Origin of the sequence: Pseudoduganella albidiflava (genome assembly GCF_004322755.1) — a bacterium.
GTDB classification, from domain to species: domain Bacteria; phylum Pseudomonadota; class Gammaproteobacteria; order Burkholderiales; family Burkholderiaceae_D; genus Rugamonas; species Rugamonas albidiflava.
Genome location: NZ_CP036401.1, coordinates 140,900 through 154,051, shown reverse-complemented (window position 1 = coordinate 154,051; position 13,152 = coordinate 140,900). Strand labels below are relative to the sequence as shown.

Sequence of the window (13,152 nt, the reverse complement as noted above, 5' to 3'; positions counted from 1 at the left end):
GGGCCGGACTTTACCCCGGGTTTAAAAGCTTATCAATGGATCAACTGGACATCTCCCAACGCGCCCTTCACCTGCTCGAAACCGTCTTCGGGTATTCGGCCTTCCGCGGCCAGCAGGCAGAAATCGTCGAACAAGTCGCCAATGGCGGCGATGCGCTGGTGCTGATGCCGACCGGCGGCGGCAAGTCGCTGTGCTACCAGATTCCCGCGCTGCTGCGCGATGGCGTGGGCGTGGTGATCTCGCCGCTGATCGCGCTGATGCAGGACCAGGTGGATGCGCTGGCCGAAGTGGGCGTGCGCGCCGCCTTCCTCAATTCCACGCAAACCTGGGAAGAAACCGCCCGCATCGAACGCATGGTGCGCACCGGCCAGCTCGACCTGGTGTACGTGGCGCCCGAGCGGCTGATGACGCAGCGCTGCTTCGACCTGCTGCAGGATTCCAAGATCGCGCTGTTCGCGATCGACGAGGCGCACTGCGTGTCCCAATGGGGCCACGATTTCCGGCCCGAGTACATCAAGCTGTCGGTCTTGCACGAGCAATTCCCCGGCGTGCCGCGCATTGCGCTCACGGCCACGGCGGACCAGCAGACCCGCGCCGAGATCGCGCACCGCCTCGATCTCACCAACGCCGCGCAATTCGTCTCGTCGTTCGACCGTCCGAACATCCGCTATTCGATTGTCGAAAAGACCAATGGCCGCAAGCAGCTGCTGGACTTCATCGGCGGCGAACACACGGGCGATTCGGGCATCGTCTACTGCCTGTCGCGCAAGAAGGTCGAGGAAACGGCGGAGATGCTGAACGAGAACGGCATCCGCGCGCTGGCCTACCACGCCGGCATGGACCACGCGAAACGCGCGGCCAACCAGGCCCGCTTCCTGCGCGAGGAAAACATCGTGATGGTAGCGACGATCGCCTTCGGCATGGGCATCGACAAGCCGGACGTGCGCTTCGTGGCCCACCTCGACCTGCCGAAAAGCATCGAGGGCTATTACCAGGAGACCGGCCGCGCCGGCCGCGACGGCATGCCGGCCAGCGCCTGGATGGCCTACGGCTTGCAGGATGTGGTGCTGCAGCGCCGGATGATCGACGAATCCGAGGCCGACGAGGATTTCAAGCGCGTGCTGGGCTCGAAACTCGATGCGATGCTGGGGCTGTGCGAGACGCTGTCGTGCCGGCGCGTGCGGCTGCTCGATTATTTCGGCGAAGCTTCCACGCCCTGCGGCAATTGCGACACCTGCCTGTTCCCGCCCGTGTCGTTCGACGGCACGGTGCCGGTGCAGAAGCTGCTGTCGACGATCTACCGCGTCGACCAGCGCTTTGCCGCCACCCACGTGATCGAGGTACTGCGCGGCCAGGAAACGGAGCGCATCAAGACATGGCGGCACGACCAGCTTTCCGTGTTCGGCATCGGCGCCGACCGCAGCGAGCAGGAATGGCGCGCCATCCTGCGGCAGGTGATCGCACTGGGCCTGGTCTCCGTCGACCACGACCAGTACATGTCGCTGAAACTGACCGATGCGGCCCGCCCCGTGCTGAAGGGCGGCCAGAAAGTGCAGCTGCGGCAGTATGCGAAACCGGTGAAGGTGAAACGCGGGTCCACGCCGAAGGGCTACGTGGAAATGGATCTCGATTCGTCGGAACAGGCGATCTTCGAGCGCCTGCGCACCTGGCGGATGGGCGCCGCGCGCGAGCACAATGTGCCGGCCTACGTGATCTTCGTCGACGCCACGCTGCGCGAAATCGCCAAGGCCAAGCCCACCTCGCTGGACGACCTGCGCGGCGTGTCCGGCGTGGGCGAGAAGAAGCTTGCCTCGTACGGCGAGGACATCGTTCGCCTGATTCGCGACCTGGCCTGAGTCAGGCCCTCATTCAGCCCGAGATTCAGCCCCTGAGTCAGCCCAGACTCAGCCCCGGAGCGCGGCGCGCCACTGGCCCGGCGGCACGCCGGTCGCCGCCCGGAAGCGGTGGCTAAAGTGGGACAGGTCCGCATAGCCGCACGCATCGGCCACCTGCTGCAACGGCAGCGCTCCCGTCTTCAACAAGCCCTTCGCGCGGTCGATGCGCCGCGCCGCGATCCATGCCGACGGCGGCATGCCGAACGACATGCGGAACATGCGCGCCAGGTGGAACTCCGACAGGCAGGCCAGTTCCGCCAGGCGGCCCAGCGTGACCGGCTCGTGCAGGTGCGCCTCGATCCAGTCCGCCAGCCGGCGCCGCAGGTAGGGTGCCAGTCCCCCTTTCAGGCGCAGGTCGGGACGCAGCGCCGCCTGGTCGCGCAGCAGCTGCGACAGCGCCTCGTGCGTGATCTCGTTGGCGCGCAGCAGCTGGTCGGTGCCGAGCCACGGCGCATCGAGCAGCGACTGGCACAGGTGCGCCAGCGCCGGGTTGTCGAAATAGGTGCGGTCCTGCAGCATCAGCTCGCGCGGCTCGCGGTCCAGCTCCAGCACGGCGCGGCGCGTGAACTGGTCGGGCATGAAGTAGATGTGCATCAGCCGCAGCGAATCGCGCACCATCCAGCCCGACTCGTGCCAGTCCGGCAGCGAGCACAGGCGGCCCGGCGCCCCGAACTGTCCGGGCGCGCCATGGCGCTCGACACGGTAGCCCCCGCCCAGGTAGCACGACAGCGTGTGATGGCCGGGCTGGCTGTACGCGGTGAGCTGCTCGTCCGTGTGGCGCTCCCACACCGCCGCCGCCAGGCCATCGCCCAGCCATGCGAAGCGCTCCAGCCGGGCATCGGTGCCGCTCATCGTGCGGAACACCGCGTGCCCCATCGCATCGCGCGGCGCCGCTTCGAGCGCCGCCCGCGCCGCCGGCGCCAGGCGTTCGTCGGGGATCGGGTAAGGGAGGATGCCGGTGTTCATGGCGAAAAGTCTAGCATCCCCCGCCCTCCTCCCGCCGCCTCCGCCCTTGAAATGCGCAAGACCAGACAAGCGGCCACGCATTCCACCCCGCAATATTTCCAGAAACCGGGGTCAGACCCTAATGCCGCTTAGACAAGCCCACCCCAAGTGCAAATTCCGGGGTCAGACCCGGCGGGTCTGACCCCGGCCCTTCGCTGTTGGGGTGAATGCATACGCTTCCAACGTATCGGGTAACGCTTAACTTAGCGGCATTAAGGTCAGACCCCGATTTCTGGCAACTATTGGAATACGGACATGAATGCTCTTCTTTATGTGACCACGGTGCTGATCTGGGGCACCACATGGATCGCGATCAAGCTGCAGCTGGGCGACGTGCCGGCGCCGGTGTCGATCGCGTGGCGGTTCTGGCTGGCGGCGGCGGTGCTGTTGCTGATACTGGTGGTGACGAGGAAACCGGTATGGCCGCCGCGCCGCGCATGGCGCTACCTGGTGGCGCAGGGCACGGCCCTGTTCTGCTGCAATTTCCTGTGCTTTTACTATGCCAGCGCGCACGTGCCGAGCGGACTGGTGGCCGTGGTGTTTTCCACCGCGCCGGTGTGGAATGCGATCAACGGCCGGCTGTTCCTGGGGCGGCCGATCCGGGGCATGGTGATGGGCGGCGCGGCGCTGGGCCTGGCCGGCATCGGCCTGCTGTTCCTGCCGCAGATGGCCGGCCACTGGAACGACGGCAACATGCTGGCCGGCCTGGCGCTGGCCCTGCTGGGCACGCTGTGCTTTTCGGCGGGCAACCTGCTGTCGTCGCGGATGCAGGCGCTGGGCCTGACGCCATGGCTGACCAACACGTGGGCCATGTTCATCGGCGCCGCCATCCTCACGCTCGGCGCGCTGGCGCTCGGCATGCCGTTCCGCTTCGAGCCGACCACGCAGTACGTGGGCTCGCTGCTGTACCTGGCGATCCCCGGCTCCGTGATCGGCTTCACGGCCTACCTGCTGCTGGTGGGAAGGATGGGCCCGGACCGCGCCGCGTACTGCACGGTCCTGTTCCCCGTGGTGGCGCTGACGGTGTCGTCGGTCTACGAGGATTACCGCTGGAGCGCCGCCGCCTTTGCCGGGCTGGCACTGGTCATCGCCGGCAACCTGCTGGCCTTCCTGCCGGCCAAAACGAAAACGCCGGCCGCCGTGGGGACGGCGTCGGCGCGTTCATGAGGCAAGGCGGGCTTGCCCGATGCGGGCTTGCTTGATGCGGGCTTGCTTGATGCGGGCTTGCTTGATGCGGCTTGCCCGATACGGGCTTACCCGATACAGGCTTACTTCTTCGTGAACACCAGGTCCCACACACCATGGCCCAGCTTCAGGCCGCGGTTTTCGAACTTGGTCAGCGGGCGGTAGGCCGGCTGCGGCGCGTAGCCCTCGGCCGTGTTCTGCAGCCCTTCCTCGGCGGACAGCACCTCGAGCATCTGCACCGCGTAATCTTCCCAGTCGGTGGCCAGGTGCAGGTAGCCGCCCGGCTGCAGCCGGTCGACCAGCAGCTTCACGAACGGCCCCTGGATCAGGCGCCGCTTGTTGTGCCGCGCCTTGTGCCACGGGTCCGGGAAGAACACGTGCACGCCGGCCAGCGTGCCGGCCGGGATCATGTTGTTCAGTACCTCGACCGCATCGTGCTGGATCACGCGCAGGTTGGTGAGCCCTTCCTCGCCGATCAGTTTCAGCAGGCTGCCCACGCCCGGCGTGTGCACTTCCACGCCGATGAAATCCTTCTCCGGCATGTGCCTGGCGATATGCGCGGTGGTCTGGCCCATGCCGAAACCGATTTCCAGCACGACCGGCGCGGTGCGGCCGAATGCCGCCGCCGTATCGAGCGGCGCCTTGGCATACTCGATCATGAAGCGCGGCCCCAGGTCGTTCAGCGCACGCTCCTGCGCGGTGGACAGGCGGCCGGCGCGGGTGACGAAGCTCTTGATGCGGCGTTCGGTCGGGTCGTACAGCATGGACCGCGCGGGGCCCTTCGGTGGGGTTTCGGAAGACATGGAACTTTGCTGAAAAAAAGGGCGATTATAGCAGCAGCCTCCGTGCCGAACGCCCCCCGCGGTCTGCTACACTTTTCCTTCGAACACTTTTCTGGAACGGAACATGACGCAAGCATGGCCGCCTCCGGTGCAGGCAGTCCAGGCACTGCCGTGTGTACCGGACATTCTCTCCGTCATGGCCGAAATGACGGGCCTGCGCTTCGTCTGCGTGGCGCACGTGACGCCGTCCAGCTGGACCACCTGCGCGGTACTCGACCGGCTCGGCTTCGGCCTGCAGCCGGGCGATCCGCTCGACGTCACCACCACGCTGTGCGACAGCGTGCGCAAGGCCGATGCCGTCATCGTGATCGACCATGTCAGCCAGGACGAGCTGTTCCGCGACCATCCCTGCCCGCGCCAGTATGGCTTCGAAAGCTATATTTCGATCCCCATCTACGACACCGCCGGCGCCTTCTTCGGCACGCTGTGCGGCCTCGATCCAAAGCCGCTGGTGCTGTCCGAATCGAAGACGGTGAAATCGCTGGAACTGTTCGCCCAGCTGATCTCGAAGCAGCTCGAAGCGGAACGCCGCCACGCCGAGCGCATTTCCGAACTGACCGATGAAAAGGCCACCGCCCTGCTGCGCGAAGGGTTCATCGCGGTGCTGGGGCACGATATCCGCACGCCGCTGTCCTCGATCCTCCACGGCGCGCAGATCCTGCAGCAGCGCGGCGGCGACAGCACCACGCTGACGGTGGCCCGCACGATCCAGCGCAGCGGCCAGCGCATCGGCCGCATGATCGACGACGTGCTCGATTTCGTGCGTGGCCGGCTGGGCGGGGGCATCGCGCTGGAACTGGAGCCGGTGACCGACCTGGCGGAGGCGCTGGCGCAGACCGTCGTCGAGTGCCAGAGCGAATATCCGCAGCGCGCCATCGTCACCGATATCGCCATCCCGGGCACCGTATGGTGCAACCGCGACCGCATGACGCAACTGCTGTCGAACCTGTTGTCGAACGCGCTGCGCTATGGCGAGCCCGGCACGCCGGTGCGCGTCGACGCGCACGTGGAAGACGGCACCTTCCGGCTGACCGTGATCAACGAGGGCGAGACGATCGCGCCGGACAAGCTGGGCAAGCTGTTCCAGCCCTACTGGCGCGACGACGACGGCCAGCCGCGGCGCGGCCTCGGCCTGGGCCTGTACATCGCCTCCGAGATCGCCCATGCCCACGGCGGCAAGCTGCACGTGGTCTCGCGCGATCGCCGCACCGCATTCACCTGTTCGGCGCCGGCCGGGCTGCGATAATAGCGGCCCCGCCAATTTCCGGACCGATCCGTGCAACAAGCCCTTCTCATCGCAATCATCCTCGTGGCGCTGCTCGCGCTGTATTTCCTCCTGAAGGGCCGGCCGAAGGCGGCGCCATGGCAGGGGCATCCCACCGGCGGTTCGTACACGCCGGTGCCGGACGGCGAACCGGTGCGGCACTGGTCGGACGGCGGCCGCTTCGAGCTGGAAGTGGTGGGCGAATCGCGCTACCGCGACACGATCCGGGCACTGGCCGGCGAACATGGCGAAGCGAACGCCGATGCACGCCACCCGGCACTGCTGCTGCCGGATGACGCCAATCCCTACGAGGACAAGGCCGTTGCGGTGTTCGTATCCGGCAGCATGGTCGGCTACCTGGCGCCGAAGGATGCGCTGGCGTTCCGCCAGATGCTGGCGCGCCACGAGATCGACGGCAAGCCCACGTCCACCGACGCCGCGGTGCGCGGTGGCGGCACGTGGGAAGGCAAGCGCCTCGCTTACTCGGTGTGGCTGGATGTATCGCTGAACGGCTGAGCGGCCGGTATAGGTGATATAGGTGATATAGGTGATATAGGTGATATGGGTGGTGCGGGAGGCACGGACGCTTCGTGCCGGTGACCGGCGATGTGCTCTTCGAGCCGTCCGCCGTCGATCAGTTCACGCGCCAGTGCGCGGGCCTCGATCTCGGCCGCATGTTCGCGCTTGAACAGCGCCGGCGTTTCAATCACGATGGGCGGCTCGAACGTGCGGCCCGTGTAGCGGTGCGCCTTGACATGAATGCAGCCGCGATAGCGTCCGGATTCTTCCACCACCTCGACGCTGTAGACGTAACCCTTCACCCAGATATCTTCGGTCATGCTACTTCAACAATATGAAAGGGCGGATGCTAGCACGCGCGACCAGGGCCGCGCGCACGCTTGCTGACAGTAATGACGGCGCTCAGGCAGGCTTGCCCAGGTGCTCGCGCACGGCCTTGACACTGGTCCCGGCATCCTTCACCGCCTGGCGCAGTTCGTCCGCGGACAAGCCCAGTTCCTTCGTCCAGTAACGCAGTTCCCACTCTTCGTTGACGTTGATGCGGCTGCGGTCCTGCGGGCCGCGCTCTTGCAGATTGTCCGACATGATGTTCTCCTTTGATGCATGAAATGAAGCAGGGAAATGACGCACGACATGCTCGATCACGACATGCGTCGTTCATGAAAGGATCGCGCGCGGTGCATTACCGGTCAGTTAGCTCACGCACCTTGCGGCAAGTTCAGTTCTCGCAATTCCAATGGTCCAGCGGGCGGATATGCAGGCGGAAATCCTGCTGGTCCGGGTAGGCACGCAACAGTTCCAGCGGGGCGCGGCGGCGGCTGGCCCATTCGCGCGCCCGTTCTTCCGCTTCTTTCGATGCGTTCGCCCCCAGCACGATGCCCGTCAGCGCTTCCGGCGCGAACTCCACCGGCCCAGGTCCCTCATAGCGCACCGCGCGCCATTCGCCTTCATACAGCCAGTGCCGGCTCTTCATCAGGAAGGTCTTGGCAGCCATGTCCTCGTCGCGATCGCGGAACGGATTGATCAGCTCACGGCGCTGCTCGTAGCCGATCGGCCGCGCTTCGCGCAGGAAGGCGGCGCGCGCATCGAAGCGCAGGCAGATGCCCTTGTGGCAATCGGCATAGTGCGACCACATCAGGATATGGTCGCGCTCGGAGGAAAGGCACAGCACGCCGACTTCCTCGGCCAGGATGCGCGAGTGCAGTTGCTGGATCCTTTGCTGCCCCTGCGGCGTGCGCAGGTCGGTGGCGGGATCGGCCAGGATCTTTTCCAGCTCTTCCTCGCAAGCCCGTTCGGTCAGCTGCGGCATCTGCTTGCTGCACATGCGGCGGTAATACGCCTTCATCTCGTCGAATGGCGCATCGAAGGTGAACGCGGGCCGCGAATCGAAGGGATCGTTGAACGTGCACGGCGGCGCGAAGTAGATCGTGTTGTCGCACACGATCTGCCGCGTGAACTCGATATCGCATTCGCTGGCGAACGGCCGGTATTTGTACAGGTACTCCGGGTGCACGGTCCTTCCTCCCGCTGTGATGCCGCATGCCGAAATCTTAGCGAAACGGGCGGGACGGAGCGCACGGCCCCGCGGCTGGCGTGTTGTAACGAACCCTAAGCCAGCGCGGCCAACCGAAAATCAGGATCGATCAGAACTTGGCGCGCACGCCGAACACGATGCCGCGGCCGGCCAGCGGCGCGATGTCCTTCAGCACCGATGTCGACACGCGGATCTCGTCGTTCAGCAGGTTCTTCGCCAGCAGGAAATACGTGAGGTCCAGGGCGCCGGCTTTCTGTGTATAGGACAAGTTGGCGTTCAGCTGGTTGTAGCTGTCCGTCGGTGTGCCTTCGAACGACGCCAGCCGGTCCTGCCCGCGCGCGTGCACCAGCGACAAGCCGGCGCGCAGCGCATCCATCTTGTAGGCGACCGATGCGCCGATACGGTCGGCCGGCTGCAGCGGCAGGCTGCCGCCGGCATCGAGCTTGCCGCGCGACGTGTCGGCAAACACGCGCCCCGACCAGCCCGCGCCATGCTCGTTGACCGTCAGCTCGGCCTCGGCGCCGCGGATCGTGGCATTGCCCTGCTCGAAGATCCGTTCGCGCAGGTCGCTGCCCGGGTTGCCCTCTTCATCCACCAGCACGCCGGTCACGTTCCCGTAGATGAAATCGTCGACTTTGTTGCGGTACAGGTTGGCCTTCCAGCGCACCAGGCCAGCCGTCTTCTGTACCGACAGCTCGACGTTGCGCGACACTTCCTTCTCGAAGTCGGGATTGCCGATGTCGAACGTCACGGTCGCGTCGTGCGGGCCATGCGAATACAGCTCCTCGGTGGCCGGCGCGCGCTGCGCATACGAGTACGTGACGCCGGCGGCATAGCCCGGCATGAACGGCCACTGCGCACCCACCGAGCCGGACTTCAGGCCGAACGAGCGGTCCAGCCCCGTGACGGGCTGGCGCTTCACATGCTCGAGCCGCGCCCCGGCGGACAGGCGCACCGGCCCCAGGTCTTTTTCCTCGACGAGGAAGCCGGCCTGCGACGTGGACCGCGTGACCGGCACCGTATCCGGCCCGCCCTCCGCCGACAGCGCGGAGAAGTGCGTATTCTCGGTTTGCAGGCCGAAGGTGCCCCGCCAGCCGGCCACCGGCAGGTGCGACAGTTCCGCCCGGGTTTCCGTCGAGCGATTGTCGAAGATCACTTCGGGCGCATCGTCCTCGCCCAGTTCCGCGTGTTCATAGCTTGTATGGCCTGCCTTCAATTTCAGGTTCTCGAACCCCGCGAACGGCGCCTTCACCACGCCTTCGATGTCGTAGCGCGTCTGCTCCTGGTCGATGCGCGACCCCTCGGCGCTGGGGATGCCGTACAGGTTCGTCAGGTGCGACACCGAAGCGCCGGCATAGCCCCAGTCATCGACATACGAACCGCCGAGGCCCACGTTGCGCTCCCGCGTAAAGGAGTTGGCGAGGCGGCCGGAACCCGAGTCCGGATCGCCGATCGAACGCGTGCCGGGGATCTTGTAGTCATCGGCGTTGCGCCAGTTGCCATCTGCATGCAGGGCGAACTTGCCGACCGAACCGTCGATCGTGCCGGACGCGTTCTTGCCCGTATCGACGGTGCTGTAGCGCGCCTCGGCCTGCCCGGTCAGTTTCGGTTCCAGCGTGGTGGGAATGCGTTCGTTGACGACGTTGACCAGCCCGCCGATCGCGCCGGACCCGTACAGCAGCGCGGCCGGCCCGCGCAGGATCTCGATCTGGCGCGCCACGGCGCCTTCGGCCGCCACCGCGTGATCGTTGGACAGGCCGGACACGTCCGACACGGCCATGCCGTTCTCCAGCATCTTCACGCGCGGGCCTTCCATGCCGCGGATGATCGGGCGCGACGCGCCGGCGCCAAAGGCCGAAGCGGAGACGCCCAGTTCCTGCGACAGCGTTTCGCCCAGCGAGCTGCCGGCCTTGTCGCGCAGTTCGTCGCCCTGCAGCACCTTGGCCGGGGTGAGGATCTGGTCGCCCTCCGTGCTGCGGAATGGATTGGCGGTGACGACCACCTGCTGGACCTGGCCGGTGCCCTGCGGATCGGCGCCCTGCGGTTCGGCGCTGCTGGTATCGGCGTGCGCGGTGGAAGAGATGGCGGCCAGGATGGCACTGGCCAGCAGCGTTTTTTGGGTGTTCATGATGCGTACCTCGGATATCGGGAATGACGAGCCGCCGCCGCGCACATGGGTACGCGGCGGCGAAAATTGCTGTTGCAGGTGCTGGTCAGGCCCGGGGCGGGGCGCGCGGCTGGAAGGCGCGGACGGTCTTGCTGCTGGCCGGCCGCGCGGACGGTTCTTCCAGCGATAGATAGCCGCTGCCGGCTACCTTGAAGTGGTACGTCGGCACGCCGAACGCGTGCGCGAGCTGGTCGGCCGAGAGGCATTGCGCGCACAGGTGATCCGTTGCCGCCGGCGGAGCGCCATCCTGGTCGCGCAACTGCTCGGTGGCGCTGCGCTGGACATGGGTATAGCCGTGTGCCAGCGCCAGTTGCTGGGAAACCAGCAACAGCAGCGACAACAACAACTGGACGATGACGCGCGGGGACATGCGACTACTCGGGGAACTTTCGGTTGGCTGGGCCGCGGCTCGGGAATCCGGCCGGCAGCGTGGCTGCGAACATGGAGATCTGGAGCGGGTGAAGGGGATCGAACCCTCGTCTTAAGCTTGGGAAGCTCCTGCTCTACCATTGAGCTACACCCGCGTGCCGCACATTCTACGCGGGATTAACGGGCGCTGACAATATTGCAGGCTTAACGCAAGGCGCTGCCGGAGTGCGGCGCTCGCGGCACGCGGCGCCTTCGGATTTCCCCGCAAACGCACCAGACCGGCAGATGGGGCGTGGCTCCTCAGTCCGGGTCTCGACCTGGTGCATTGCACTCTTCGTCGAAATACCATGACAGGAAAGCGTTGAAGGACTTCCACCGAGCCGGGACCCTGCCCTTGACGAAATCGTCATATTCGCAAAGATCGAAATCATGCACCGTCCCATCCTCTCGATCGAACAAATACATGCCTTCACTCTCATCCGATGTCAGGGCAAGAAATTTCTCCGGAAACCGATATCGATCTCGAACGTAATCCGTTTGGTCGGGAATAGCGGGAATCTGTGGGCCTTCAATGTCCAGCAATTCGGCCACAACGCGGGGACTGATGAAGTTCCCCTGGTAAGTCAGATAGAACTCGCCGAATTCGGTGCTGGCATCCACGCCGAGGCGGCGCAGCATATGCAACGCCGATGGACGATCATCGCGCAGCACATCGCCTGTCTCTTTCGCCAGGAATGCTCTCACTCGTGCCGGGATCATTTCCGACTCCTCGCCAATTTTCCGGGCTTTCTATCACTGGCGCAGTTCACGCATTTACCGGGGAGAAGATCGAACTGAGTATAGGCCGGGTGCAATGGGACCTGCGTGATACCGTGTGTACGTTTCAAAGAGTATCAGGTCACCTGGGAAAAAAATTTCCCCTCCACGTCTTTTGTATCAGCCAGATACAAGTAAGCGACTGCATCGGATAACCCGAAAATGTCGGCATGCCGGCTGGGAAAATCGGAGCTGCTCAGTTGTAGGATATAGTTGAAGCCATCGAGATCCATCTCTTCATTCTGCAGGAAAGTTGGCTTGCCTCCGATACGCGATCCGCAGTCCGCGTCATCCTTAACAGCCTCGCCTGTATCCATTCGATACGCCGCGATAGCATACGGCTGGCATATCTCCTGCCCGGCGCGGTGCTGAATCACCCTTGTCGTTCCTGAATCGATCACGGCAAGCTCTTCCGGGTGACCATGGTAGGTGATCTGATCCAGGAAGTAGTCGGCTTCCGAATAGTATGAGAAAACCGAAGTGAACATCCCTGCCGAGAGCTGAACCCCGGTATGTTGTGCCAGGAAAGTGTTGGGAATTGAAGCGACCAGCATCAATAGCGTTCCATCCGGAGCAACGGGCCATTCTGCAACCCCGCCAATCAGTGCGCCGCCACCGATGCGCGCTTCGAAAGGGTCGGTCGATTCATTGGTGAAAAGCAGACGCTTTGTCATATCTCCACATCCAAGAACATATGTACTTCCTGCAACTCAATCCGAAGTACGCACATTATTCACGTGCCGATGCGGCACGAACACGATAAATATCCATCTGGAGATTCACCTTCCAAGCGCGAGGGAAAGTCATCTTCGTACAGGCCTCGCACAGTCTACCGTGCCCGCAAGGTGACTGGGGGCCCGACTCAGCTACGTTTTCTGCGCCATCCGGCAGCACTCAGCGACAGTGCCGACGCCAGGAAATAGAATGCGCCAAACCCCGCATAGCCTACGAGGCTCACGATCGATGGCACCGTGGGCAACTGCGCCTGGTAGAGGAAGAACGCACCGGCGAGCGCGGATTGCGCGCCGCTCACGGCCATGGCCCATTGTGCCCCATGGCTTTTCCAACGCCGCACCGCCGTGCCGAGCTGGAGCAGGCCGGACAGGATGGCCCAGGCACCGAACACGCCCAAGGCGCCGTGCATGTCGGGCCATGTGACGGCCAGCGCCAGCGCTACGGCGACACTGACGACGACGTTCATCGACTGGGTACGGTTCGCAGCCAGCCCGCCGCTGCGCCTGCTGTCGATCAAATTGGCAACAGCATCCCAGGCTGGATACGCGACCAGCAGCACCGCACTGGCTGCTGCCGAAGAAGGCGCAATCGCGAGGACCGCGATGATCCACGTGATCGAGAAGGCTGCGCGGATAAAGTAATAGCGCTTGAGCCAGCCTTCGTGCGCGGCAGGGTGGAATACGGTGTCATTCATGTTGCTGCTCCCATCGTTAAGAATCCGGTTATCTGCCTACTAGTTGGTAGGTAGATCGATCAAAAAAATCGGCAGCGCAGATCGGCAGCTCATGAGAACTGGCTGGGCATGCGGCGCCGGTTACTAC

General features: G+C 64.7%; 14 protein-coding genes and 1 tRNA gene. 4 read left to right on the top strand and 11 right to left on the bottom strand.

The genetic code is table 11. The annotated features are described in order from the left end of the window. The first annotated feature begins 35 nt into the window (after positions 1-35). Positions 36-1,856 (top strand): DNA helicase RecQ, encoded by a 1,821-nt coding sequence (gene recQ, locus EYF70_RS00635; RefSeq protein WP_131143663.1) that lies wholly within the window; start codon positions 36-38, stop codon positions 1,854-1,856. Positions 1,857-1,904: 48 nt separating this feature from the next. Here the strand turns inward: recQ and EYF70_RS00630 are convergent, their stop codons facing one another. Continuing rightward, a complete protein-coding gene (locus EYF70_RS00630) occupies positions 1,905-2,861 on the bottom strand; it encodes an AraC family transcriptional regulator (protein WP_131143662.1) in 957 nt (318 codons plus the stop codon). A gap of 294 nt (positions 2,862-3,155) precedes the next feature. Here EYF70_RS00630 and EYF70_RS00625 point away from each other — a divergent pair, with 294 nt between their 5' ends. Continuing rightward, positions 3,156-4,067, top strand: a complete 912-nt coding sequence (locus tag EYF70_RS00625; RefSeq protein ID WP_131143661.1) for a DMT family transporter — start codon at positions 3,156-3,158, stop codon at positions 4,065-4,067. A 101-nt stretch (positions 4,068-4,168) separates the two neighbouring features. On the opposite strand, the gene trmB is transcribed toward EYF70_RS00625, so the two are convergent. Beyond that, positions 4,169-4,849: a tRNA (guanosine(46)-N7)-methyltransferase TrmB gene (trmB, locus tag EYF70_RS00620; RefSeq protein ID WP_131148813.1), complete on the bottom strand. Its 681-nt coding sequence runs from the start codon at positions 4,847-4,849 to the stop codon at positions 4,169-4,171. Between the two features lie 142 nt (positions 4,850-4,991). Here trmB and EYF70_RS00615 point away from each other — a divergent pair, with 142 nt between their 5' ends. Together EYF70_RS00615 and EYF70_RS00610 are read left to right on the top strand one after the other, a co-directional pair. Next, complete coding sequence (locus EYF70_RS00615; RefSeq protein ID WP_131143660.1) at positions 4,992-6,173, top strand: GAF domain-containing sensor histidine kinase; 1,182 nt, start codon at positions 4,992-4,994, stop codon at positions 6,171-6,173. Between the two features lie 30 nt (positions 6,174-6,203). Beyond that, positions 6,204-6,707: a hypothetical protein gene (locus EYF70_RS00610; RefSeq protein ID WP_131143659.1), complete on the top strand. Its 504-nt coding sequence runs from the start codon at positions 6,204-6,206 to the stop codon at positions 6,705-6,707. Here the strand turns inward: EYF70_RS00610 and EYF70_RS00605 are convergent. The 9 genes from EYF70_RS00605 to EYF70_RS00565 form a co-directional block, all read right to left on the bottom strand. Further along, entirely contained in the window at positions 6,671-7,030 is a 360-nt protein-coding gene (locus EYF70_RS00605; RefSeq protein ID WP_131143658.1) for a hypothetical protein, read from the bottom strand. The two genes, EYF70_RS00610 and EYF70_RS00605, sit on opposite strands and share 37 nt — an antisense overlap. A gap of 82 nt (positions 7,031-7,112) precedes the next feature. Continuing rightward, positions 7,113-7,295 (bottom strand): DUF3606 domain-containing protein, encoded by a 183-nt coding sequence (locus EYF70_RS00600; RefSeq protein WP_131143657.1) that lies wholly within the window; start codon positions 7,293-7,295, stop codon positions 7,113-7,115. Positions 7,296-7,428: 133 nt separating this feature from the next. Then, entirely contained in the window at positions 7,429-8,223 is a 795-nt protein-coding gene (locus EYF70_RS00595; RefSeq protein ID WP_131143656.1) for a DUF2971 domain-containing protein, read from the bottom strand. A 130-nt stretch (positions 8,224-8,353) separates the two neighbouring features. Continuing rightward, positions 8,354-10,372 carry a TonB-dependent receptor gene (locus tag EYF70_RS00590; protein WP_131143655.1) on the bottom strand — a complete coding sequence of 673 codons (2,019 nt, stop codon included), beginning with the start codon at positions 10,370-10,372 and terminating at the stop codon, positions 8,354-8,356. 85 nt (positions 10,373-10,457) lie between these two features. Next, positions 10,458-10,781: a hypothetical protein gene (locus EYF70_RS00585; protein WP_131143654.1), complete on the bottom strand. Its 324-nt coding sequence runs from the start codon at positions 10,779-10,781 to the stop codon at positions 10,458-10,460. An 80-nt stretch (positions 10,782-10,861) separates the two neighbouring features. Next, a tRNA-Gly gene (locus tag EYF70_RS00580) sits at positions 10,862-10,935 on the bottom strand. 145 nt (positions 10,936-11,080) lie between these two features. Then, on the bottom strand, positions 11,081-11,539 hold the full coding sequence (locus tag EYF70_RS00575; protein ID WP_131143653.1) for an SMI1/KNR4 family protein: 459 nt from the start codon (positions 11,537-11,539) through the stop codon (positions 11,081-11,083). A 134-nt stretch (positions 11,540-11,673) separates the two neighbouring features. Next, a complete protein-coding gene (locus tag EYF70_RS00570; protein WP_131143652.1) occupies positions 11,674-12,270 on the bottom strand; it encodes a hypothetical protein in 597 nt (198 codons plus the stop codon). Positions 12,271-12,458: 188 nt separating this feature from the next. Continuing rightward, positions 12,459-13,025 carry a DUF308 domain-containing protein gene (locus EYF70_RS00565; protein ID WP_131143651.1) on the bottom strand — a complete coding sequence of 189 codons (567 nt, stop codon included), beginning with the start codon at positions 13,023-13,025 and terminating at the stop codon, positions 12,459-12,461. Positions 13,026-13,152: the final 127 nt, after the last annotated feature.

Excerpts from the sequence above, each read along its gene's own strand:
- EYF70_RS00625 (WP_131143661.1), top strand. The coding sequence starts at position 3,156 with ATGAATGCTCTTCTTTATGTGACCACGGTGCTGATCTGGGGCACCACA.
- EYF70_RS00605 (WP_131143658.1), bottom strand. The coding sequence starts at position 7,030 with ATGACCGAAGATATCTGGGTGAAGGGTTACGTCTACAGCGTCGAGGTG.
- EYF70_RS00590 (WP_131143655.1), bottom strand. The coding sequence starts at position 10,372 with ATGAACACCCAAAAAACGCTGCTGGCCAGTGCCATCCTGGCCGCCATC.
- EYF70_RS00565 (WP_131143651.1), bottom strand. The coding sequence starts at position 13,025 with ATGAATGACACCGTATTCCACCCTGCCGCGCACGAAGGCTGGCTCAAG.
- EYF70_RS00570 (WP_131143652.1), bottom strand. The coding sequence starts at position 12,270 with ATGACAAAGCGTCTGCTTTTCACCAATGAATCGACCGACCCTTTCGAA.
- trmB (WP_131148813.1), bottom strand. The coding sequence starts at position 4,849 with ATGCTGTACGACCCGACCGAACGCCGCATCAAGAGCTTCGTCACCCGC.
- EYF70_RS00585 (WP_131143654.1), bottom strand. The coding sequence starts at position 10,781 with ATGTCCCCGCGCGTCATCGTCCAGTTGTTGTTGTCGCTGCTGTTGCTG.
- recQ (WP_131143663.1), top strand. The coding sequence starts at position 36 with ATGGATCAACTGGACATCTCCCAACGCGCCCTTCACCTGCTCGAAACC.
- EYF70_RS00575 (WP_131143653.1), bottom strand. The coding sequence starts at position 11,539 with ATGATCCCGGCACGAGTGAGAGCATTCCTGGCGAAAGAGACAGGCGAT.
- EYF70_RS00600 (WP_131143657.1), bottom strand. The coding sequence starts at position 7,295 with ATGTCGGACAATCTGCAAGAGCGCGGCCCGCAGGACCGCAGCCGCATC.
- EYF70_RS00630 (WP_131143662.1), bottom strand. The coding sequence starts at position 2,861 with ATGAACACCGGCATCCTCCCTTACCCGATCCCCGACGAACGCCTGGCG.
- EYF70_RS00615 (WP_131143660.1), top strand. The coding sequence starts at position 4,992 with ATGACGCAAGCATGGCCGCCTCCGGTGCAGGCAGTCCAGGCACTGCCG.